At 57.7% G+C, this 23874-nt stretch carries 9 protein-coding genes and 8 pseudogenes; 12 read left to right on the forward strand and 5 right to left on the reverse strand.

Translation table 11 applies throughout. The features are described 5' to 3' along the window. The first annotated feature begins 10 nt into the window (after positions 1 to 10). From istB to XH96_RS32545, 5 genes and pseudogenes are all read left to right on the forward strand, one after another. Positions 11 to 752: pseudogene (gene istB / locus XH96_RS32520) on the forward strand (IS21-like element helper ATPase IstB). Between the two features lie 2078 nt (positions 753 to 2830). Continuing rightward, a complete protein-coding gene (locus XH96_RS32525) occupies positions 2831 to 3064 on the forward strand; it encodes a hypothetical protein (protein WP_194389560.1) in 234 nt (77 codons plus the stop codon). A 1083-nt stretch (positions 3065 to 4147) separates the two neighbouring features. Further along, complete coding sequence (locus tag XH96_RS32535; protein WP_194389561.1) at positions 4148 to 4420, forward strand: hypothetical protein; 273 nt, start codon at positions 4148 to 4150, stop codon at positions 4418 to 4420. A gap of 52 nt (positions 4421 to 4472) precedes the next feature. Beyond that, positions 4473 to 5831: pseudogene (locus XH96_RS39920) on the forward strand (IS110 family transposase). Positions 5832 to 5881: 50 nt separating this feature from the next. Then, positions 5882 to 6702: pseudogene (locus XH96_RS32545) on the forward strand (IS3 family transposase); the annotation flags it as partial. A 61-nt stretch (positions 6703 to 6763) separates the two neighbouring features. Here the strand turns inward: XH96_RS32545 and XH96_RS32550 are convergent. Continuing rightward, entirely contained in the window at positions 6764 to 7456 is a 693-nt protein-coding gene (locus XH96_RS32550; RefSeq protein WP_194389563.1) for a hypothetical protein, read from the reverse strand. A 1090-nt stretch (positions 7457 to 8546) separates the two neighbouring features. On the opposite strand from XH96_RS32550, the pseudogene XH96_RS39925 reads away from it, so the two are divergent. Further along, positions 8547 to 8807: pseudogene (locus tag XH96_RS39925) on the forward strand (SET domain-containing protein); the annotation flags it as partial. 63 nt (positions 8808 to 8870) lie between these two features. On the opposite strand, the gene XH96_RS39395 reads toward XH96_RS39925, so the two are convergent. Next, complete coding sequence (locus tag XH96_RS39395) at positions 8871 to 9047, reverse strand: hypothetical protein (protein WP_246789834.1); 177 nt, start codon at positions 9045 to 9047, stop codon at positions 8871 to 8873. 1342 nt (positions 9048 to 10389) lie between these two features. After that, positions 10390 to 10640 (reverse strand): annotated as a pseudogene (locus tag XH96_RS32565) (transposase domain-containing protein); the annotation flags it as partial. A 232-nt stretch (positions 10641 to 10872) separates the two neighbouring features. Here XH96_RS32565 and XH96_RS32570 point away from each other — a divergent pair. Beyond that, positions 10873 to 12063, forward strand: a pseudogene (locus XH96_RS32570) (IS110 family transposase). Here XH96_RS32570 and XH96_RS32575 read toward each other — a convergent pair. After that, a pseudogene (locus XH96_RS32575) lies at positions 12063 to 12676 on the reverse strand (transposase); the annotation flags it as partial. The pseudogenes XH96_RS32570 and XH96_RS32575 overlap by 1 nt on opposite strands. 275 nt (positions 12677 to 12951) lie before the next feature. Between XH96_RS32575 and XH96_RS39930 the strand changes: the two are divergent. Continuing rightward, positions 12952 to 13065, forward strand: a pseudogene (locus tag XH96_RS39930) (IS3 family transposase); the annotation flags it as partial. A gap of 1696 nt (positions 13066 to 14761) precedes the next feature. Here XH96_RS39930 and XH96_RS32580 read toward each other — a convergent pair. Then, positions 14762 to 16036: an aminotransferase class III-fold pyridoxal phosphate-dependent enzyme gene (locus XH96_RS32580; RefSeq protein WP_194389565.1), complete on the reverse strand. Its 1275-nt coding sequence runs from the start codon at positions 16034 to 16036 to the stop codon at positions 14762 to 14764. Positions 16037 to 18672: 2636 nt separating this feature from the next. Here XH96_RS32580 and XH96_RS32585 point away from each other — a divergent pair. Genes XH96_RS32585 through XH96_RS32600 form a run of 4 tightly spaced genes read left to right on the forward strand, consistent with a single transcriptional unit; the run spans position 18673 to position 23241 of the window. Continuing rightward, positions 18673 to 19476 (forward strand): kinase, encoded by an 804-nt coding sequence (locus XH96_RS32585; protein ID WP_194389566.1) that lies wholly within the window; start codon positions 18673 to 18675, stop codon positions 19474 to 19476. A gap of 9 nt (positions 19477 to 19485) precedes the next feature. Then, positions 19486 to 20538, forward strand: coding sequence for a pyridoxal-phosphate dependent enzyme (locus tag XH96_RS32590; protein WP_194389567.1), 1053 nt, complete (start codon positions 19486 to 19488; stop codon positions 20536 to 20538). Continuing rightward, a complete protein-coding gene (locus XH96_RS32595) occupies positions 20535 to 21743 on the forward strand; it encodes an ATP-grasp domain-containing protein (RefSeq protein WP_194389568.1) in 1209 nt (402 codons plus the stop codon). Before XH96_RS32590 ends, XH96_RS32595 begins: the two co-directional genes overlap by 4 nt. Then, positions 21676 to 23241 carry a lyase family protein gene (locus XH96_RS32600; protein ID WP_194389569.1) on the forward strand — a complete coding sequence of 522 codons (1566 nt, stop codon included), beginning with the start codon at positions 21676 to 21678 and terminating at the stop codon, positions 23239 to 23241. Before XH96_RS32595 ends, XH96_RS32600 begins: the two co-directional genes overlap by 68 nt. Positions 23242 to 23874: the final 633 nt, after the last annotated feature.

A 23874-nucleotide genomic window follows, 5' to 3' on the forward strand; every position in this document is an offset into this window, starting at 1 on the left:
AGACCATCCCTTGCTCACCCGTCCGACCCTCGACCGCCTCAACGCGCTCGGCCTCCACGGCATGGCCAAGGCCTTCGTCGACATCGAAGCTGCCGGTGAGGCTGGCAGCCTCGGTCACGCCGAATGGCTTGCTCTGCTGCTCGAACGTGAAGCCTCGCTGCGGCACGACAAACGGCTCGCCACTCGCCTGCGCTACGCCAAGCTGCGCCAGCAGGCGTGCGTCGAGGACATTGACTACCGCACCCGCGCGGCCTCTACCGCCCACTGTTTGCCAAGCATGTCGAGGGACGCTGGATCGACGACCATGCTAACCTGCTGATCTGCGGCCCGGCCGGCGTCGGCAAGAGCTGGATCGCCTCGGCGCTCGGCCAGAAGGTCTGCCGTGACAATCGCTCCGTGCTCTATCAACGTGTTCCGCGGCTGTTCGATGACCTCGCTCTCGCGCGCGGCGACGGCCGCCATCCACGCCTATTGCGCGGCCTCGGCCGTGTCGATCTGCTGATCCTCGATGATTGGGGGCTCGAGCCGCTCGATACCGGCGCCCGTCACGACCTCCTGGAAATCCTCGAAATCGCTACGGTCATCGCTCCACCATCGTTATCAGCCAGCTCCCCGTGGACGAGTGGCATCTGCTCATTGGAGATCCCACCTATGCCGACGCCGTGCTCGATCGCCTCGTCCACAATGCCTATCGGCTCGATCTCACCGGTGAGAGCCTCCGCCGAACTCGGCAATCCGCCCGAAAGGCCTGAGCCGTGACGCCGTGGACATGCCGCTGCGCTTGGACAACGCAATTGCGTTGCCCACATGCCCACAGTAACCGCAACAGAAACACAAGAGGTTCAAGCCGCGATTCCAGCTTGACCGCGCGGCTCGCCCAATGCCACAGAACGTACCGGCCAGAACGCCTCGCCGGGCGAGATCAAATCGAAAAGGTGGCCGACATCGTCTGGGAATCCCCGAGCGACTTCATATCGGTACACCCGGGCGACTTCGTCGGAATCCGCATGCTGCGGCACTTCCGGCGGTCCCGATCCCCCGTTTGGCACCGGTGAGCGCAGCCAATTTGCGGCCAATCGCTTCCGCCAATTCATTGATAATAACAAAGATTCGAGCCGACGCTTCCATTGCGGCGAGCAAAGATCGCGTTGGATTGTATCCGTCGTAGGAGGTACGCACGCCGGCGCAATTAATGATCTGTTCAGCGCCGAGATGGCGAAACAGTTGACCTGCGGCGGGGCCATCATGCGGCGCACCCTCGCAATTAGTATCCGAGCTCATGCAAGCACCTCTCGTAACGGCTTGGGGAGAAACCGAGGCGGCTCACATTGCTGACGTCACGGAGCCCAGACAAACCCTGGCGCGCAGAAACTCCGGACCTACTAGGAAGTACTCGCAGCCTGAAGAAAGCGGCTGGAGTTTGTCGTCGAAATCCGCTTTCCGAGCTCGACAAGGACGTTCCCATAGCGTCGGGGGCCGTGGACTTTGCCACGCCTACCATCAAACAGCATGCGATTGACGGAACTCCCGTCATGCCGCTTCCCTCCTCCGCGCAACCCCCAACGGTGACCCGAAACGTGGTCCCAGCGGGGCAATATCTGCCGCGCCGGCAGGAAGTGCATCAAACTCGTGCCACTTGGTTGATTGCGCAGGGCACTGCTTTTTTGCTCTCAATCGGTTCGGCTCCCCAACCACGTGTGAAACTCCTGTGTAGCGAACCCAACAAGCCTGACAAAGGATCGTATCCTTTCTCTCACCGTAACCGAGCTTTGCCAGTCTGATGATCTGAGCGTGAGCGCTTGATCTTGAAGCATAACAGCGTTGATGAGGTAGTTGGGTTCCTCCAGGGGCGCAAAGCAGTCCAGTAAGGCCACCGACGCGCTTCCGATTCCGCATACATTTTCCTAGTAGGGCCCGTCGATTGGCGCAGACTTGCTGGGATTTAGGTCGGAGATGAGGAGCAGCATTGCCCCTACAGCCCGCGGCGGCGCCGCACGATCTTCCCTTTGGCCGCCGATGTTGGCCTGACGGATGGCACCAACACCTGCTTGTTCGACCTAGGCCAGGAAGCTTTCGCCGGTGATCGGCCAATTTATCCAGGCGCGAAGGTCTCTCCCTCGGCCAAGCATGGGCGGCCGATGCCAATCATACGATGTTGGGTTCTCGACCCCGAGGCGTCATAGTTTTCGACGGCCGCGAATTGGGCGCTGCTAATGCTTCCAGACAGCTCCCGGATTAGGGTGCTCCAGTGGCTCGGACCTGACGGTAGAGGCCAGGCTCACCACACTGTGGATCCTACTTCCCGGCAGCGCTAAAGACATTCCGCTTCCCCGACAATACTCATGCCACGACTGAATTCATTCCGAAGCACGCTCGCCCCTCGGCATGGTGAAGCGAAAGCCGAGAAGGAAGAATCGGAAAGGATCGCATACCGAATACGGGAAGAATTGGATCGTCCGCGGATGGATCGTTCGATCCATTCCCGTCTGAGAGCGTCCAGATGCACGGTACGCCCGAGGCCCTTGGCATCGATCGCGTCGGTGGTCTGTAGCAGCGGCAGAGCAAAGCCTCAGGCATACTCCTTTGCTCGGGAATCATTGTTGATTCCAGAACTGGTAGGAGAACTCGGTTCAGGTCTGCTCTATTCCTTAGCGATGGCGACCAGAGCCAGAGCTTATTGGCGGCCGGCAGAGGAACGATATCTGACGCCACCGACGCCTTGGGAGCCATCATGCACGATAGCGTCACAATCTCGATCACCAGTTGGCAGCCAGCCATGGAAAATTGGCATCTCGACTGGTGAACCTAATCGCCAGGTCACGGATGATACATGATGCCTCAGATCTTGGAGCCCCCTTCGCGTGGCTCGGCTCCGCCGATTGTCTTTATTGGCAGGAGCCGACGCGGTAACTGGGTTGCGCGGGAACAAAGCGGCTCCTTTGGTGGTCTTTTTGTTAGCCGCGCGCAAGCCTTGAAATTCGCTCTCGTCGAGAATGGCCGCCATCCAGAGAGCATCATCGAGGTGACGCATGAAATCGAACTCGAAATTCGGACCAGAGGATGAATCACCTGCAAAGAGCGTAGGCTCATGAGTTTCCCATGACGGCAATCCCATCATTTGTGTGATGATGACCTCCCACGATGATCGATCTTAAGCTGTGGCGTTGTCCGACATTGGCCTGATAATACTCTGATGAGCAGCGGCCACTCAGGCCTTTTGTTCACGAAGCAACGAATGTTGACGGCTTTAGAGGTGAGCTTGCTAAAAGCCGGCCGGGTCCTTTTCTTCATGCTCTATCAAATCTATGAGCGTCTGCGCTCGACCTACGGCTAGCTTCGGCCAAAATGGGAGGGCAAATCGCACGCTAGCGGGCTTTATTCTCTCAGCAATGCCAGAAACCGAGGCACAGGCATCGGCACTGAGAAAAGTGAGGACCTGCGGCCGTAAGTATTACGGCTTGCCGTCCCTTCTGCCACTCGGCCGCGAATTGATGCTCCCCAGATTTGTCAAGTTGAAGCAAGCATCGGACGGGCCGCCTGGCGTCCGGCGTCGATAGCCATACCTCTCCGTACTGAACGCGCCCCGTCCAGGCATTACGAATCTCCTCAGTGCCAGGGGAGGCTAGCGCGGTCGCGCACGTTAGAAACCAAGCGCGTCATTCCTGCTGGTGGCAAAAGCAGGATAGTACCACCTTTCCCAGCGCCGCAACTTCCACCAGGACCGGCGGCACCGCTGACCTAACCTGGTTCGCCGCCCTCCTTGCAGTCGAACAGAGACGTTGTCCCTTCGTTGAGCTCGGACCAGCTTGACCTAAACGGAATCATCGAGTTTTGCCAGCCGTCATGCTTGAAGGAACGCAAGTCGCTCGTGCGACTAGAAAGTGAACCTCATCCGAATGAGTGGGCACCTGTCGTAGGCCCGGAGAGCCAGGAGGTGTCGAATAGAAGCACGTCAACGTCGGTCGTTCACGGCCGTTCACGGAGGATTACAAGCGCCAGACCATTGAGCTGGTGGTGTCGAGCGGTCGCTCCATCGCATCCGTGGCCAAGGAGCTCGGTCTGCGCGACTCGGTGTTGCGGCGCTGGGTAGATATTTCGGCAGGAGCCGACATCGGCGGCGTGGCGTCCCACCACGCAGGCGACGCCGATGTCGGCGGACCAGGCCTCGGAGATCGCCCGGCTGCGCCAGGAGAACGAACGGCTGCGCATGGAGCGCGACATTTCAAAAAAACCATCACCGGCCCAAGCCCGCCTGTGCGCGGTAGAAACGGCCAGCGCCGATGGTATCTTCTCGACCTGGAGGGTAGCGGCCATCACCTTATTGGAGGCACAGTCCCCGTTAAAAAACGTGGTCCATGGGTGCAATGCGGACTTGAGAATGGTGACGCTGTTCGGACGGCGATCCCGATTAGGAAGATGACGATTGGCATAACCCAGTCCCTCCAGCCCCATTACTGGACGGAGGAGTTGCAATGCCGAAGACGCTTGGCGGTGCCCTCCCGGAGTTAAAGCCGGTCAACATCGGAGCCGCCGTTATCGACATTCGGTCAAAAATGCACATGGCAGCGGTCGATCCAGGGCGCACCGATACGCCGGTGCGTGCTTTTGGCACATTCACGCAGGGCCTACACGAACTGACGGACTGGCTCAAAGCGTGCGGCATAATCAGTGTCGCGATGGAATCGACGGGGTCTATTGGATCCCCGTCTACGAGATTCTCGAGCCGCGAGGGTTCGACGTCATTCTGGTCAACGCACGTTACGCCAAGAACGTGCCTGGACGCAGAACTGATGTCAGTGACGCCGCTTGGCTGCGGCAGCTTCATTCCTACGGTTTGCTGCGCGGCAGCTTCCGGCCTGATGCCGATATCGCGACGCTACGCGCCTATCTCCGTCAGTGAGAGCGGCTAGTCGAATATGCAGCCGCTCATATCCAGCACATGCAGAAGGCCCTGATGGAGATGAACCTGCAACTTCATCACGTCGTCTCCGACATCACGGGCGCGACCGGGATGCGGATTATCCGAGCTATTGTCGCAGGCGAGCGGAATCCTGACGTGTTGGCGACCTACCGTGACGTGCGCTGCCATTCCGCCATCGAGACCATCCGCGCCGCATTGGTAGGCAACGATCGGGACGAACATGTCTTCGCACTGACCCAGTCGCTGGAGCTTTACGACACCTACCAGGCCAAGATGCTCGATTGTGACCGCAAGCTGGAATCCTTGATCACGGCGCTGACTGACAAAGGAGCCAAGCCAATCGGCAAGCTCTCCAGGCCGCGGGTAAAGACCAAGCAGGTTAACACACCGTGGACGTCAGGACCGCGCTATACGGCGTCCTCGGCGTTGATCTGACAGAGATCCATAGATTGGGTCCATCACTCGCGTTGAAGCTCATAGGCGAGTGCGGCACGGATCTGAAGGCTTGGCCGACCGCCAAGCATTTCACCTCCTGGCTCTGCCTCGCTCCAGGTAACAAGATCTCCGGTGGCAAGGTACTATCTTCGCGCACGCGACGATCGTCCAGTTGGGCAGCGGCACTGCTGCGGCTTGCAGCGACGACGGTTGCGCGGAGCGATACGGCGCTTGGCGCATTTTATCGACGGCTGGCTTTGCGCGCCGGCAAGGCAAAGGCGGTGACGGCGACCGCTCGCAAAATAGCAGTTCTGTTCTACAATACGCTCCGGCACGGCATGACCTACAGGGATCCGGGTGCTGATCACTACGAGGACAATATCGCGGCCGTGTCGTCGCCAATCTGAGGCGACGTGCCAAGTCACTCGGCTTCGTCCTGCAAGTGGACCCGGGCGGCCAATTGGCTGTTTCTTAGGAAGTCGATCGCGATCTTTGCCGAAACCCGGACATGAGCTTCCGCTTCATGAGGACCATCGCGACAGCTATCCGGTACGGCTGATGTGTGCCGTGCTCGAGGTCTCGCTGGCCGGTTATTACGCTTGGCGCGAGCGCCCAGAGAGCGCCCGTGCAACCTCCAATTCTGCGCTGCTGGCCGATATCCGGCAGGTCAATCGCGAAAGTGCCGAGCGCTACGGCAGTCCCCGGATCCACGCTGTCCTGCGGACGCAGGGACGTGGGGCCAGCCGAGGCCGGATCGAACGGCTGATGCGTCGGCATGGTATTCGCGCGATCGTGGCGCCGTCTCGTCGGGTTCGTACCACCGAAGCCGTCACAATCTGCCAATCGCACCGAACCTGATCGCGCGGGACTTCACCGCCGCGGCTCCGAACCGGGTCTGGCTCGCCGATATTACCTACATTCCAACGGCGGAGGGTTGGCTGTACCTCGCTGCCATCATGGACCTCTGCAGTCGCAAGATCGCCGGCTGGGCGATGCGGGATCACATGCGGGTAGAACTCGTCTCGTCCACGTTGACAATGGCGATCCAGCAGCAACGGCCGCGGGCCGGATTGATCCATCATTCCGACCGCGGCGTGCAGGCGTCACACGAATATCGGGCCGCCCTTGCAGGGGCCGACATCACCGCATCGATGAGCCGCAAGGCCGGCTGCTTCGACAACGCCCCGATGGAGAGCTTCTTCCACACCCTCAAGACCGAGCTCGTCCATCATCGACGGTACCAGACCCGCGCCCAGGCCCAGCGCGATATCTTCTTCATCGAGGCCTTCTACAATCGAACTCGGCTCCATTCCGCGATCGGATATATCGCTCCGATCGAAAGGGAGCTAAAGCCGCTTAAACCAGTCCACTTCTTCGGCGGAAGATCAAAGCTGACCTCCGCTCTTTTTAACGGATAACTGCATCATGCTGTTCGACGCGGCTGGCCAACTCCTCGCGGGTAAGCCAAATAAGGACGTACTCGCTAAGAATGTTCTGCTCCAGCATTCGTAAGCCGCCAGATTCGTGATGCGTATATCCGTATTCTGCGACCACACCCTTTTCCAGCAACCAGGGCGCTACAAGTGCGCATATGTAATCCGGAGCCCACATGGCAAACGACACACCAAATGCTACCCCTGCCATGATCTTAGGCATACCCTGCCCCCTGTAGTCGCTGCGCACCCAAGCGTCCCCATGATACGCTACTTTCCCGGCCAGCTGCCTCGCCGATTGTGCCAGGCAGGTATAAGTGGTGCGAGGATCTGCATGTACCGCCGGGTTCGCGTAATCCACCTTCATGGAGTCGATGTGTTCTGCAAGATTGCTTCTTGAAAGGTCAAACAATCGAACTGCCTGCAGAACCGCGATATTGTCGTTCCTGTCGACGCCCACCATCCAAAATCCGTCGCCAGATCTAATCGGTGAGTGATCCGGACGGAAGGCCGATCCAGTCTGCTCCTTTGTTGCAGTGGTTCCTGTTATCGAAACGTAAGCGCGAAAATCGAATCCTATGGAAAGCTTAATACCTTTTTTTGCAGCTTCTGAGTCATACAGGTGAAGGAAGCGTGAGATTTGCAACGGATTTGCCACAGTTGTCATTGCCGCAGTCTTCCATGATTATGCCCCCGTAAGCAGTTATGCAGAGCATGCTTATGATGATACAATGTCAAGGATGGATCGAGACCTACCTACTTTGGTGAACGATATTGCCCTCTTTGCGTAGCGCAATTTGCGGACGTGATGTCGCGTGATGCTTTACCACTCGTTTCGCTCGCCAGTTCACCAAGCCGCTTCAACGGCAGTGACGGCGTCAGCGCGTATGTCTGGCCGCGCGCAGCCCACAAGGGATGAACAGGGTTATAAGCCCTGCGGCGCATGCAAGTATTATGAGACAGCGGATGTGCTTTCAGGGAAATCGCCGGACAACATACATGCGGCAAGAGGACAAGCATTCAACTTGAAACAGGCGAGACATACCTCACTAGTAGGGCCTCCAGCACACTGCGGCGGGTACTAGGGACGCCCGTTTGAATTCTCCGACTACCTGCGTTTAGTAAGATATTGCGGTCGCTAGTCGACAGCCCGGCGTCGCGCGCTAACAGCCTCGGCGCGCGTTCTTGGGCGCTTTCGGCCGACGAACAATCGCCTGCAATCAACTCGTTCATGCTTTGTCAGCCTATACAGCAGGGGTAGTCGCGATCTCGAGAGGTGCACAGTACACGTCACCACCTTATGAGCAGGGCTCGCTTATTTTGCGGGACTGGAAGCTCTCGTCGAGCAGCAGCGAGGACCTCCCCAGCTGGGTCAACACTTCCGAGCACGACGGAAGACCGCGGCTCACTATCAAGCGGCTCAATCTGCCGCGCGCGGAGCGCAGCACAAGCCAAGCTACGGCGCTTTGAATAATCACGGAATGCCCCTCAACAATGCGACGTACGGGTGCTCGCGGTAACTAGGAAGTTGGCCTGCCCGTGTCAAACGTGCGGCGCGTTGGGCGATCCTTCGGTTTCCAGCCTCATCGGATAAATACGGTAGACCTACCGGTACCATCAGGAGCATCGATTATCAGAGTTGATAGGTTGATCGGATACGTACGTGGCTTAACTTTCGGGCTATGCCGATGGCAAACAGCGCGCAACGAACGGGCTGCTTGGCTACTCTACCGGCGCATGATCAAGAGAGGTCTCACATGAATGTCGACGACTATGCTAGTGACACGAACAGCTGCCTCGTAGTGGCACCATCGAAAGTCAACGGGCTTGGTCTGTTTTCGCGAGAAGAGATTTCGAAAGGCCATATCGTTGGACGATGCAATGGCCTCATCCTCTCAACTCCAAACAAACGCACCATACAGATCGAGCGGCGTCGCCATATTACGAGTCATTATATCGACTTCATTAATCATCAGTGTCGCCCAACCACGTGCGTCCGAGTCGAAGGCAACAGTATCGCTTTGTATGCCATCGAATATATTAGCGCCCGGAACGACGAAATAACAATCGACTACAACTGCTCAGAGTATTCTCTCGCCGAGAGCTTCTTTTGTCGCTGCTGTCGCCCCCAAAACCATATTTGCGGATACAGCCATTTGATAGAAACGAGTCAGACTGACTATTTGCGCCGAATAGAGCAGTTTGCGCTGCCCCATCTCTTGGAACTTGGCATCAATGCCAAAGGCGTCGACCGACACTCAGCTGATCGACCCTACTAGTCCAGGGACTCGGGATGGAATTGATATCGCGCATATCGGTGAGATCCAATACTGATGACGCGCACCTTGGAAGCCGCGAGCAGATCGATGCCGATTTGATCCTATTGATTCGGCCCTAGATGACACGTGGCAGCGACTTAGTGCACCATATTTTTTTCTCTCCCCAGGAGGTCACGCAGATGACTGCTAACGACTGCAACGAAAATGGCGTTGTCAGACGCGACGCGCACGAGTAGGGAGGGCTCCTACGCTTCGGCGCTGTCGAATTGCGGTGCCTACCACTTTAGTGCGGGATTGGCACGAAGCGCGCCCTGCCGCTGCCGACATTACGAAGAACAGCGCGCATACATCTGGTTCACTCGCGGCTCGAGGTGGGCCCTTACGGAAGTCAGCACGAGCTTTTGCTCCAGCTAGCTGACGATCCGATCATCCGAGATCATCAAGTTCCCGACCTCCCCCACATAGTTGTGGTCGTGCGTGGAAATGGCCGGCCGCAAGCCGACCTCTACAGCCTTGTGAGATCAGTCGCCATAGCAGCCGCTATCCTGTTTTCATACACGCCGATGCATTGGCACCGATGTTAGTTCTCGTTGATAAGCAATCCAAACAGCGAAATGTTATTTCGATTGATTTACCGCGGCCAATGTTCGGCGTATGCGACCGCAAGAAAGGGCACCCTCAATGATCCGCAACAGGCAACATCCTTCCTTGTAATGCTGTCGATGTCTTGGCTTCCGCGCTGATGCAAATGACTGCTGATGCTTTCGGCGAACCGTCCGGGAGCAAGTAGGGAGCTGGACTTGGATTGATCGCAGCACTCGATTTTTTTACGCGCTTGACCTTCTATTCCAATGACCGAATGTCGCAACGCGCATTTTATCCGAGACGTGTTTTGGCAGGGACGTACTCACTCACCTTGTTTCCGTAACTAGCAGCTTAGCGACGACAAAGGCTGTTACGTAAGCGGGGTCGACACCGTCGATCGCGAAAGGACCGAAGATTCGTAGCTTGTGTGGCGCCAGCTGGGTCCGTCGAGCAGGCAGGTATCCAACCGAGCTACGCCGCGGACAGGAGTTCACCTATCCCAGCGCTTGAGCAGCTCGGGGGCGTCCTTGTGCATCCTGATGAGCTCGGTCAGGTTCTCGATGCCGGAGTCGGTGAACGCCATTGCCGGTCGTCATCTATGCCGTAAACTCAGATGACCGCCATCCTCAGTGTCCATTCCGTTAGCCACGTCTCAGAGCCAGCCCTCGTCTTCGCCGAGGTCTTTTGCGACGCGAGCGATGGTGAAGACCGCGTGAACCTTTTTTGGCATGCATGGCTACGCCGCCTGGGCGGAGGACCTCGACGCAGGAAGCGTGCAGTTCCAGGGCAGCAACTCGTAGGTGGTTCTGCGGCATGTCGGCGATGCGCGCGAAGACGTCCGCAAGCCAGGCTTTCGGGTCGAGACGCGCCGTCATGAGAAGCGTGGCCATCACGGCAGCCCGCTCGGCGCCGCGATCAGGACCGGCGAACAGCCATGCCTTTTTTTCCCGGAGCAAAACCGCGCAACGCTCGCTCCGCTGCATTGTTAAAGGGCATGATGCTGTCGACGCCTCGTTTCCGGGTTAGCTTACCAAGGCCGGGATAGGGGCGTCTGGAGCATGAAACGGTGGCAGGCCGTCCTGTCTATGAGCTGCGAGCTCGCGTTGTTAGTTGGCCGCCCCCTACGACTTGCCCGGCTGCGCTGTGAGCGCGGATCCGTAGATGTCGTGCAAGCGACTGGCTCCGAAACAAAGGAGAACCAAGCATGAGAATCGTCGGAATGGACATCCACCGATCCTTCGCTCAGGTCGCTATTCTGGAGGACGATTTGATAACCCGACAACTCCCGCGTAGATCTTGTCCACGATAGACTTGTCGCGTTCGGCAAAACACTCAGCCGAGAGGATGAAGTGGTCATCGAGGTGACGGGCAACAGCGCGGCGGTCGAACGTCTTCTGCGCCCGCATGTTAAGCGCGTCGCGGTCGCCAACCCGAGGCTTGTTCGAGCGATCGCCTATGCGCGAATCAAAACGGATAAGATCGATGCTGAAACCCTGGCAAAGTTTCATGCTGCCGGTTTTTTGCCTGAGGTCTGGGTTGCCGACGAGGATAGCTACGGCCGCCGGCGCCAGATGGCGGAGCGCGCTGGCGTCTTGGCGCAGATCGTCAGAATTAAGGGACGCATGAAGGCAATCCTACATGCCAATCTCATACCGCCCTACAAAGGCCACCTCTTCGGCAAGTCCGGGCAACGTTGGCTCGAGAGTCTGCCGCTTCCACCGGAAGAATATGCGATGCTCCAGCGTCTGATCGCGGAACTCGAACGCGTGACAAAACAGCTGTTGGAGATCGACAAGGTCGTGGCGCAAGAGGGGTCTGGATGATCTACGGGCCCTCAAGCTGATGACGATTCCGGCGTGAGTTCGGTCGTTGCTTCGACTGTGCTGGCTTCGATCGGCGACATCGCACGCTTCCCGTCACCGGATAAGCTGAGCAGCTACTTCGGTTTGAGCCCTCGGATTCGACAATCGGGAGAGCGCCCGGCAAGACATGGTCGCATCTCGAAACAGGGTAAATCGTGACGCCCGCAAGATGCTGGTTGAAGCGACCTGGTCAGCCAAGACGGCGCCAGGGCCGCTGCGGGCCTTCTTCAACCGCATTCAGAGGAAGCATGGGCCTGGAGTCGCGGCCGTCGCAATGGCACGTAAGCTCGCAGTGATGATCTGGCACATCCTGACGAGCGGGAAAGATTATGCTTACGCGCGCCCAGCGTTTACAGCAATGAACTCCGGCAGGTGGCACTCAAGGCTGGAGCGCCCCGTGCCTATGGCAAGGCTGGCCCGGGTCGGGACTACTGGATCAAGGAACTCCGCGAGCGGGAAGCTGGCTACGTCGCACGCATCGAGCAGGCGTACGAGCGGATGGTGGGGCGGCCTGGAAGGAGAAGCCAAAAAAAGTTGTCATGAACTGACGGGAGAGCTTCTCAACACCATCCGTCGTCATGCAGATCCTTCCGTCGTGGACAAGGCCGGCAAAGCCCTCCCAACGGTTGAGCAGATAGTTGATCGGCTTAATCACATTGGACGAGCGTGAGTCAGATTCCGCTCGCAGCCAAGCGTCGAGATCAGCCAGCAGTGGCGCGCTTCTCTCCCGGCGGATCTGCAGCCGCTCCTCAGCGCTCAGCCCGTAGATGTCGCGCTTGATCTCGAACAATTTGTCAATCCGACCAGCCGCTTCCAGCGCAACGGGCGACATCGCGGTCGCGATCTTCCGCGGCGAGCGTTCTGAGCGATGTCGGCAAGTTCGAAGAACGCCCTCGGTCCATGCGCCCAACAGAAGGCGGGCGTGGCCGGCAGCGCTTTGCGTCCGGGATCGAAGAGAGCGTTGAACCCGATGTAGGCATCGGCCTGCAGAATGCCGGCGAAGTTCTGAAGATGCCGCGCGGGATGCTCGCCGCGCCGATCACGTGAGGCGTAGAACAGCGCCGCCGGTGGATCTCGCTCGCCGAATGGCCGATCGTCGCGAACATAGGTCCAAATCCGGCAGATATTTGCTTTCCCCTTCGCCAGGATCGGTATCTTGGGGTGAGTAGGCCGGAGGGATTTCACCTCCAGCCTCTCGCAGAACCGGGCGTGAGACTCTCGCCTCACCCGGCTCCCATCAGGCAAGCTTGCCGCCGTCGCCGAGTTGCCAATGCACAAAGAGCCTGCGGTTCTCACGCGCAATCTTCTCCAGGAAGTACGCGCGCGTCCCAAGCGGTGATGGAAGCGCTCGTACTTTCGCTTCAACCAGATAGCCAACGTCTGGTTGATGTAGCGCGCCAAAGGATAGAGCTCTGAACGCGTATATTACCCATAATAAGCGATCCACTTGGCGCAGATACTATAGCGAAGAACGGCCCCACGGCGCGATCGGCAATCGACCGCCGATTTTGCTGCACAACCACGTCGGCGCAACCAGCCCGCCAACGTGACAGAGGCGCAAAACTCTAGTTCTGGGTGGTCCACTCGCTACAAAAAGCCCGAGACTCTACCGCTGCCGGATGAAAAACTCAGTGGCAGGGCACAGTTCACCTACGGTGGAGTCGTCATGGGGCTTACCATCGCCAATAATATCCGAGCTCATGCAAGCAGCTACCGTCGTGCCTCCAAACCGACCAAATTGACGACGCCCAGGATAGAACCGAACGCGCCAGCGCGTCCCAACTCTGCATCTCTGGTGCGCCCGCGCTCACGGTCCCAAGACGGTGACGGAACCGGTCTGCAGACTCTTAGCCCGACCCGAATCTGCGCAACAAAGGCTGTTCAGGCCGCTCTAGAGAAGCCGCTTACTTTGGATCAAACCGAACGCCCCCAGTAGGTGCTGGAACAGCTTCTCTGGGCATCAGCGGCGTTGCGATCGGAGAGCGCGGCGAACTCGCGCTCCAGCGCTGCTATTCGCCACAGCGGCGAGTACGCTGTGACCCGACCTCCAAGTCAATGTATCGGCACCGCTCGGCCCGCTCAATTGTCCCGGCCGCGCACGCACCATCCACGAGCCCGGACGTAGCTGGAGCTTGCGCCCAGTATGGATTCAGCGACGGGCTAGATCAGAGCACGCATCGAACGATGGCGCCGCGAAAAGATGCTCACAGGGATGGTTCGCGTCACTTTCTAACTCTCGACCTGTTACCCACACGAGCCAATTATCCTCGGCAACATCCTCTTTCACCAGCCGCAAGATCGATCCCTCGGGTTCATGATGAGGGTAGTGCGGGAGTCCTTTATCCACTCGCCAGCGAGCCACAAGCGCGCATAAGAAATCGGGAGCCCACATAGCATACGACACGCGGTGCGTAACTCGGGCTATCATCCTCGGGACATCCTGTCCTCTGAGATCTCTGCGCACCCAGAGATCCCCATTGTAGGCTATTTTGCCGGTCATCTCCTCTGCCGTAGCGGCCCTGCAAACGCAACGATCATCAACATCTGCGTGCGCGGTCGGATCACTATAGAATGCCCTCAGCGACCGAAGATGTTCTGCAAAATTACTGCTGGAAAGGTCATACAGCCGAGTAGCGTTTGTAAGCACGACGCCGTTGTTCCGATCGAGACCAACGACCCAATATCCCTCGCCTGGGCGAATAGTTGATCGGTCAGGCCGAAAGTTTGGAAATGTTCGCCCTTTTGTCGGAGTTGTCTGAGTAATTGAGACATATTCATGAAAATCGAACCCCATTAACAGGTTGATATCTTTCTGAGCTGCCATGGCGTCGTATACTCGAATCGACCGTGAGACATGCAGAGGGATGCGTGCGCCCGTTACTGCCGCACTCTCGTCTACCATCATGAGAACCTCGCAGACTACAACCGATGAAGCATAATACGCTCTGGATAATGAATGGCGACCACCTATTCTCGTGGCGCTCTTCAGGGCGGGTCGTGGGATGCCACTCGTACGCGGCTGGCGGCGTTCACATTGACATTCTACCATTGGCGTAAGCCTCGCTTGCTTGCAGGCCCTTTCCAGTATCGCCTCTCCACTACCGCCGTGCAGCGCGCCCACGCCGTCCATCTCACCGCAAAAGACGACCCGCTGCGCAATCAGGACGTCCGCTGCTCTACCCCTACTTTGCCTGCTCGAATGGGGAGATGCAGTTCAGTGCCATGCCAGGTCATATCATCGTGTCTCTATTCCGGCTGGGATCTACGAAGTCCCTCTTTGATTCCTCTGCCAAGCGCTTCCTCGAATATTTCAAGCCCCTGATTGAGAGTCTCGCCGTCAATCGTGAGTGCCGGCAAGAATTGTATGACCTCACCGACCGAAGCGCATCGTTCAATAAACAGCCCCCTCGCGAAGGCGTTACGTGTGGTCGCTTCTGCAATTTCCGATGTCTGGCAATCAAACCCGAGCGCCAGTCCTTTCCCTCGAACAGAGAAGCTGCTCCCAGAGTAGGATGCAATGGCGCTAAGCCGGCGCCGCACAAGCTCTCCCATGCGCTGCACCTCCTCCGAGAGGATGCAGTCGCGCCAATAGATATTTATAGCAGCGCTTGCAGCTGCAAATGCAATGTCGTTCTTTTCCGTACCATCGTGCTCCACAGGCCAAGTGTGGTCGATCTCATCTTTAATTAACAGCATTGACATCGGCAGACCACAGCCGGTCAGAGAATTGGACATCAGAACGAGGTCCGGCGATAAGCCAGCGAACTCGAAACTAAAAAATTCGCCTGTACGGCCACAGCCCATTTGTCTATCGTCTAGTATCAGAACGGCGCCGGTCTCTTTCGCAATTGCCTGGATCGACCGCAGCCACTCTTTCCGAGCTACGTTCATCCCATTTTTTCGCTGTACAGCTTCGACTAGAATGGCAGCGGGAGGAGCAACGCCGCTGTACTGCTCAAGCAACAGCCTTCGCCAATAGTCGGTCGTCCTAACGACGGTCCCAAGATAGCCGTCGTACGGGACGAGAGTTAGTCCGCGTTGGGACACGTCAACGGCAGGACGGCGAAGCCCGTCAGCGCCTAGAGCAATGGACTCTGGACGCACACCACTATGTCCACGGGTGAATAAAACGACATTTTGACGTCCCGTGACCTTGCGTGAGAACTCTAGAGCGACGTCAATGGCATTGGCACCACTTGGTCCGGGGAATTCGAAACGATATTGCGGCAAGCTTCGTTCCCGAAGCACGACAGATCTGAACGTCTCCACAAACTTAAGCTTTGCGGAGGTAGCCATCTTAAAGCCGTTCACCACTGCATCCGACGCTAGATACTCGAGAATAACCTCCCTGATCTGATGATTGTTGTGGCCATAGTTTAGCGACCCACCTCCTGAGTAAAAGTCGATAATTTTCCGGCCATCGACCGTCAAAGCAATGGAACCGCGCGCTCGACCCAAAATAGCGGGAGAGGCCTTCGTATCAAAGCGGTCGTCCAATTCTAGCGATTTCAAATCGTGCATTTTACCCGGCTCGCTACCCAGCCTTTCGTGCACTGCGATCCTCCAATAGAGATGAGCCCATTGCGGGCTCTGCAGGACAGCATGTACTCCCGAAATAGTTTCACTCACTTACCGGAAACCCGGCCGGAACAAACCTATCTATCCTGGCAGGCAACATTAGAACCTACGCAGAAGCTCATCGAGCGACCTTGACTTGTTGTCCTGTTCCTGGATGACTGTTGGTGCAGCGGAATAGATGGGCCGCAGCCGAGGATCCGCGCCCTTGGCGTGATTCTCCTCTGCGCTTTTCGACCCGATATGGAGGTACTTCACGTACTCCGGATCGACCTCTAGTTCTTCAATCAATAACCAGTTCGGCAGATCATCTAAACAGCAAGCGGTCTCGAAAGATCTTTCCATTTTTGACTGGAATCTTGTTCTGATGATATCCCATCTAAATACGTTCATCATCGCGCAGATCAGTGGATCCTCCTGGAGAAGAGAACGTGAACTATCACAGCTTGTCCGAGTTCGACATGGGAAGGCCGGAGCTTTTGGAACTTGTCGTCGAGCACGTTGCCTCACTCTAGATCGACCTTGATGAGGTGGTGCAGGACGGGGTGCGTGTGCGGTCCGCTGCCGGAGCGAGTTCGTTGCGGCGCAAGAAGAAGCTGCACGGGAGTTGAGGCCAAGCGCCTGGTCGAGCACCTGCGGCAGGAAAAATGACGACAATCCCGACGCTAGGAATAGGCGAATCAACGCTGCGCAGGACCGCGCAGTGTCAGCGTGAGGCTCGTGTTGCGGCTGCGCTCGAGCCGCTTGCCGCGTTCGGAACGCATCGGGCGCGGCGTGGCCGCGAGAACCGGAACTACAAAAAGAAGGGAAGCAAGGGCTGCGAGCCGCGCGCTTCCACGACCGACCCTCGGGCCATGAAGATGGCTGATGGCGGCTTCCGCCCAGCCCGCAATTGCAAGGTCGTAAGCGTCGCAGACGGAGAGACTGCCATTGTCCCTGGTTGTGACCAACGTCGGTTCGGATCGAATGTGGCCGATGCACCAACGGCTTGCCGGCCTTGTATGGGTAGCGCTAAGCGCTATCTCGTCGGGAGCGGCTTTAACAACAGCCATGACATCGAAAGGGCCGCGGCGTAGCGAGGGCTAACCAGCGCAGCGCTTTGAGCACCTTTTTTCACGACCTCGAACCGTAAACTGCGGCAGGCCCAATTGCGGAAGCGAGCGTTGATGCACTTGCCTGGCGCCCGGCGCTTGTAGACGCCCCTGTCGAGCGGCTCTTCATGCGTCTGCGTCAAGCGGCCATGCCGAGGCCGTCATCGGGGCGCAATGCATATGGATCTCTCCGATGCTTGCTATTGGCAAGCGGCCCATGGATCTTACCGAACATAGGCTCCTGGTCCAAGCCGCATGACCAGCGTTACCAAAATTGAGGGCACCCTCTGAGTGCGCCACCACTGCCAGAGCAAATGGCGCTTAGAGGCAGTCTCTCAGCAACCCGGTCTGTACGTACTTGTGCTGAAGTCCACGCACCACGGTATTGTCATGCTCACCACTCGTGCCCAAAATGCCCGTACGAGCTCCTTAGCTGAGGGCTCCACAATATCTGTTAGCTGCTCGTAGTACCACTGTTGCCGATCTGCTCGCGGTAGAACTTTGGAGACCAAGCAAACCGATTGGCGAATTCTGAACTCACGCGAAGGGGGATTCGAACAGGGGCAATCGACCTGAATGACATTGGAAGGCGAATAATGAGAGCACTACTCACACCACATCTGAAGGAACACAAAAATGACTCCGCGTTATCCCCCGGGACCAACCATTTTGAAGAACTGCTCGCCTCCTCTGCTGTATGCTGCATCCGGCAGGCTCACCGAGCGTACCCGCCGCCTCTGCCAACCTTCCAAGTCAAGGTCGCGCGAGCGAATGACTGTAATAAAGACGTAACTGCATCGACAGACTTCGAGCGCAATCTGTTTTTCTCGAAGTTGAATATTGTGACGAGAGCGCCGCCAACGCCGGTGTTTACCGCATATCTCCTTAACTCCTGACGGCCGCTGACGTAACCAGCGCACTCCCACTGTTGGTAGGTGCGCACATCCGTCCGCCTCGCTAAACGTGGTGCTGCTAGTCCAGTAAGTCAGTCCGGCATGCTACTATGCAGAGCATGCGGTCACCGAAGCCCGACACGCTCATGGCGACAATCGTCAATTCAAGAGCATCATTCTACGGAGCGTGACGGATCGTAGTCTCCATCTACGCATGGTAACGAGAAGATAGTGATGGCCCTGGGCTGGCCTCAATAACGTTCTGTATAAATGGACATCACAGGATGAGAGACCGCTTTCATTGGCTTCTATGCGATCTTCAATTTGAGTCCCTTGCTTCGCGGTCGCGCGGCCGCGGCAGAGGACCGATATGACGGAGATGCTTACGAGAACACCAGGGGACGGCAGGATTACCAACTCCCACGCTCTCGCTAAGCCATGCGGAGTGGCAACCTGCCAGCCTCACTTCGGCGAGCTGCTCCAGGGAGCTTTCGCCATCGGCAAAGGGGCGAACCACCGCACTGTGCGCGCGCTCGTTTCAGTTCACATGCCGCACGCCGATGGGGCAGAAGCCCGCGCAACGTTGGAGCCGAGCCGCATGGGGAAGTTCGTGCCTCAAGTAGGGCGCACGGGCATCGAAGTGAGACCAAATCATTTCTACAAATGTGAGCTCGCCGCTCGGCTTACGCTCGATGCTTTTGGGATGCACAATATGGCGGCCACACTTGAAGTTAGGACTTTTGTTCCAGAAGGTGCCGGGATGGGCTCGTCTACGAGCGGCGTAGTGGCCTCCATCCGTGCGATCGCTAAGAGCGTCGCAGCCTGTCGGGGATCACGGGTGATTATGACGCCCCATCTCCAGGCGAAGCTTGCGGTGGCAGCCGAGCATGCGAGCGACTCCCTGATGTTCGACTGCACAAGCAGCACCGTTCTTTTCGCCCACCGGGTGGGCAGGGTTGTCCAATTTTTCAACGGTCCTCTCCCGCAAATGTACATTTTGGGGTTCGATACAGGCGCCGCCAACGGCGGCATTGGAACCGACCGCCTACCGCGAGCGCGCTACTCGCGTGATCAGATCGCCGCCTTCGGGTGCGCATTGGCTGTCTTGGAGCGTGCGATCGCAGAGCAGAGCGTCACACTTGCCGGCCGAGTAGCGACTTTCTCCGCGATACAGAGCGAGACCGCCCTGCAGAATCCGCTCAAGAAGCCGAAGTTTGACGAACTCCTCCGCATCAAGGAAGACACGGGATCTGCCGGTATTGTTGTTGCCCATAGCGGCACGGTCGCCGGCCTGATCTTTGACCCGAATTTAGCCGACCTTCGCAGCCGACTGGATGAGGCTAAATCCGCGATCGGTTGCCTTGGCTTCGATATCCTCTGCAGTTTCTCGACTCCCTATTGAGGACAGACAATGGGGCACACGCTCTCCGACACCATCGACGCCCATGCGCCTCTCAAGATCGTTTCACTGCGGCCTGAAAACCTGGCCGCGATCGATTTCAGGGTCATGAAGGTATTTCCTGCCTTCAACATCATCGAAACAGGCTTCCGTGATGGCACCTTCGGCCCCAACACGACGATTGTCGAAACGTCGAGCGGAACGATGGCTCTCGGTCTCGCGATCGTTTGCATGCAGTTCTCACTCAAATTACACATCTTCGGCGACCGCGCCATCGAACCCCCGCTTAAGCGCACGCTCGAGGAGTTGGGCGCTGAAGTTCACCTCGTCGAGGCGACAGCGTCCGACGCGAACGTCCAGCAGCTCCGTAAAAGGGCACTCCTCGACTTTATGGGTCGGACCGGAGCTACCTGGTCACGACAGTACGACAACCTCGGCAACCAACTTTCGTATGCGCGTCCAGCTGAGGAAGCCATCAGGCATTTCGGCAAGATCGACGTCCTGGTCGCAACTGTGGGCTCTGGAGGCTCATCCTGTGGCCTCGCCCGCTATTGCCGCGCATTCTTTCCCGAAATGAAACTCATCGGGATCGACACCTTTGGTAGCGTCTTATTCGGCCAAAGGGCGAGACGACGTGATTTGCGCGGCCTCGGCAATAGCATTCTCCCAGGCAACTTGTTTCACGAAGACTTCGATGAAATCCACTGGCTCGGCGCTAACGAAGCATATCAAGCTGCGCACCGACTCCACCGCGAGACTTCGTTAAGGCGTGGGCCTACGAGCGGGGCGGCCTATCTCGTCGCTAAGTGGTACGCCGAGCGCTTCACCAAAAGCAAGGTTCTCGCGGTCTTTCCCGACGATAGCAATCGCTACGAGCACAACGTTTACGATCCCACCTGGATGTACGCCAACGGCTATCAGGCCGCACTCGCCGCGACTGAGCCTGTCCTTGTCCGTCACCCGCTTCATGCTGATATCGGCTGGTGCCGATTCAACTGGCGCCGTCGCCCGTTGACCGAAGTAATGGGTGATCAACCTTCCCCCAACAGGGGCATACACAATTGATCAAGTCAGCTGCAATCTTCATCGAATCCAACACCACAGGCTCGGGCGCCGACTTCATTCTGCGCGCGCAAGCACTTGGGCTCGTTCCAATCTTTGTTACAGCCTCACCCGAACGTTATGCCTTTCTGAGTCGCATTTCGAACCTTGAGCTACGCACATGCGACACGTCTTCAGAAACCGATCTTAGAGCTGTAATCGATAGCGTCGCAGGAGACATGCGGATAGTGCTGCTAACGACTTCCAGTGATTTTTACCTTTACACAGCAGCGCTGGAAGCCAGGCGGCAGGGGCTTACCGGTCCGGATCCAAATGCAATCGCACTTTGTCAAGATAAGGATCGCCAGGCCGCCGCCCTGAGGGCGGCAGGTATCGGCGTGCCCTATAGCGCGACAGTGCGTGCGGAGTGCGATATCAGCCGCTCTATCAAGCAAATCGGTTTGCCGGCAGTAGCCAAGCCGATCAGCGGGACCGGCAGCATCGGTGTCACGTTCGTTGACACCCAAATAGACGCTACTGACGCCTTGCGCAAGCTACTCGGGACTACAAATGACGTGCGTGGCCGCCCTATCCAGCCTGGTGCTCTTCTTATGTCGTATGTCGCCGGCGAGGAGTATTCCGTCGAGCTTCTCGATAGCAAGATCATCGGCGTAACGCGGAAACACCTTGGACCTTTGCCGCATTTCGTTGAAATTGGACATGATATACCAGCACGTATCTCAACCGGGTTGCGCGTGAAAATCGAAAATAAGGCGCTTCGTGCCATCCAAGTTCTCGGGCACGTGAAAGGACCAGCTCATGTCGAACTCCGGGTCGACGAGGATTGTGTCACGATAATCGAGGTCAATCCACGCCTTGCTGGCGGTTCGATCCCCACCCTTTTTCGTTACACAACGGGTTTTGACCCGGTCCTCGCGGTCCTCCGTAGCCTGCTCGGAATGTCATCGCTTCCTTTGAGGGGAGGCGCTCACGGCTCAATACGATTCATCGTGCCAGAGCGTGAAGGCTCCTTTGCCCTCCCTCAATGCGAGCATCTCGTCGATCACTTCGAACTGGCGGAATTCGTACTGTACCATACTCCCCCACTACAGTTCAGGCGCTGCAACGATTTCCGCGATCGGATCGGTCACGTCATTGCGGTTGGCGACGACCCTGCTGTTGTTGCGCGGCGCGCCGAAGCTGCCGTCGCTTTCATCCTTGGCGCATAAGGAGATACCCTTGCAAAGCACAGGCCGCATCAAATCGACTCTTCATCCAGAAGCCAGCGCCATCGTTTTCGACAGTGATCTACAGCGTGCAGCGAAGGACGAGCTACCCTTCTACGCCGATATCGATCGAGCCCAGGCCATCATGCTTGAGCGAGTCGGATTAATCGACCGCGATCTAGCCCGAAAAGTGCTGACCGAGCTCGACGAACTGCAAGCTGAATACTTTCAGAGCGTTGCAACTCGCCCTGCCCCCCGTGGCTCCTATCTCGCCTATGAGGATCATCTCCGTTCAGTGATTGGCAACGAAGCCAGCAATCTACATCTTGGTCGGAGCCGGAACGATATCAATGCTACCGTCCTGAAGCTCAAGCTGAGAACGCCATATCAGGAACTCGCAGACGAACTAATAAAGCTTCTGCGACTGCTGTGCGGTCTGGCTCGCGAAAACCTAGACACCGTGTTCCCGCTACACACCCACCGTCAACCAGCATTGCCGTCCACTTTTGCGCATCACCTGACGGCCTTCGCTCGCGCGCTCGCGCGCGATCTGGATGCGCTTCTGGCCGTGCATCCGATCCTCAACCTTTCCTGCCTCGGGGCAGGCGCCGGCGGTGGCACAACCTTGCCCATCCTCCCGGAGTTGACAGCCAGTCTGCTCGGCTTCTCGAGCCCGCCACTTAACTCGATCGACAGTGTGGCCTCTCGGGATCTGATTCTTCGTCTACTGGCAGCTTGCGCGATCCTAGGATCATCTCTAAGCCGAATCGCTGAGACGCTGCTACTCTGGGTTGGCGATGATGGATTAGCCGCTCTACCGGACGAACTAGTTGGATCGAGCTCCGCGATGCCTCACAAGCGCAACCCTTTCCTTCTCGAGCAGGTCCAAGGAAAAGCAGGCGCGATCGTTGGCTGTTTCGTAGCTGCAGTGACTGCCATGCATAGCACCCCCTTCACGAACTGCGTCGCGGTCGGAACAGAGGCCACGCGCAATGTCTGGCCCGGGATAGACCATTCCATTGGGGCGGCACGCCTCATCCGGTTGTGTTTGTCAGGCTTGACCATCGCCAAAGACAAAGCATCGGCAATGCTCGACAGGTCCTTCGTGAATGCCATGGAAACGGCGACTCGCCTCACGCTCGGTGGCGATCTCGATTTTCGTTCCGCCCACAATGAAGTCGGGCAGCTGGTTACCATGGCGATCGACGGTGGCGCGCCGAGCCTCTTGGCGATCGGGCAACACGATCGGGTGCTCAACTCAGAGACCTCACCGCCCCCGGACGTCATCGCGCGAACGGCGCTGGCAGGGGGAGGACCTGCTCCGGGTGCCGTTGCGACATCGCTAAACGAACTGGAAAGCGGTATCGAACGAGCGGCCACCGTTTTGCATGATCTCGACGCGGGCTGGAACCGTGCACGGGAAGAACTTCGATCGGCAATCTCAAGCATTGACGAACCGACGCCTCAAAGGACCGGTCGGGGAGAAGGAGCACAGGGATGAGACCCGAGTTCCGGACTTCACAAGACTTTACCAACTCGCGAGCTGAGCAAATGGGCGCGCAAACAGAAACGGACCTAACGGCCTCTGGGCTCCAAGCGAAGTGGGGTAGCACAGTTGTAAAAGGATCGGGTCCGAAAAACCAACGCCTCGTGGCGAAGGACCAGTTATGAGGCCGCGGCCCCGCAGCGGAGGCGACAGCCCAGGCGCACGTTGCTGCAGCCGCGGGAGAGCGCGCCCAGCGGAAAAGCCACCGTCTATTTCATGATAATCTGTCTGTATGTGGCGCCTGAGCGACGGGTCGGCATGTGACGAGCATTTCCCCGCTAATCACGCTACCATTAGTTCGATCGTCAGAGAAATAGGCTATCGCCTACGAAAGGTGCGAGGGTCCCAGGCATAACTTCTGGCTACGATGGGCAGCGTAAGTAGTCCTCATAGGCCTTCCGACTCTCTCTAATTCGAACGTCCATGCATCGCTGCACACTCTCGTATTCCATTGGACTACCAGCGTCGTATGGATAAGAGGAAGCGCGATTTGTATTGCATCGCCAAGCAAAGAAGCCTGGAGAGGCCGCTCCGGCAATGATCAAGATATGCGATCCGATCTACCGCAAACAGTACGAAAGAGCGAAC

The sequence above is a fragment of the Bradyrhizobium sp. CCBAU 51765 genome (assembly GCF_015291725.1).
GTDB classification, from domain to species: Bacteria; Pseudomonadota; Alphaproteobacteria; order Rhizobiales; family Xanthobacteraceae; genus Bradyrhizobium; species Bradyrhizobium liaoningense.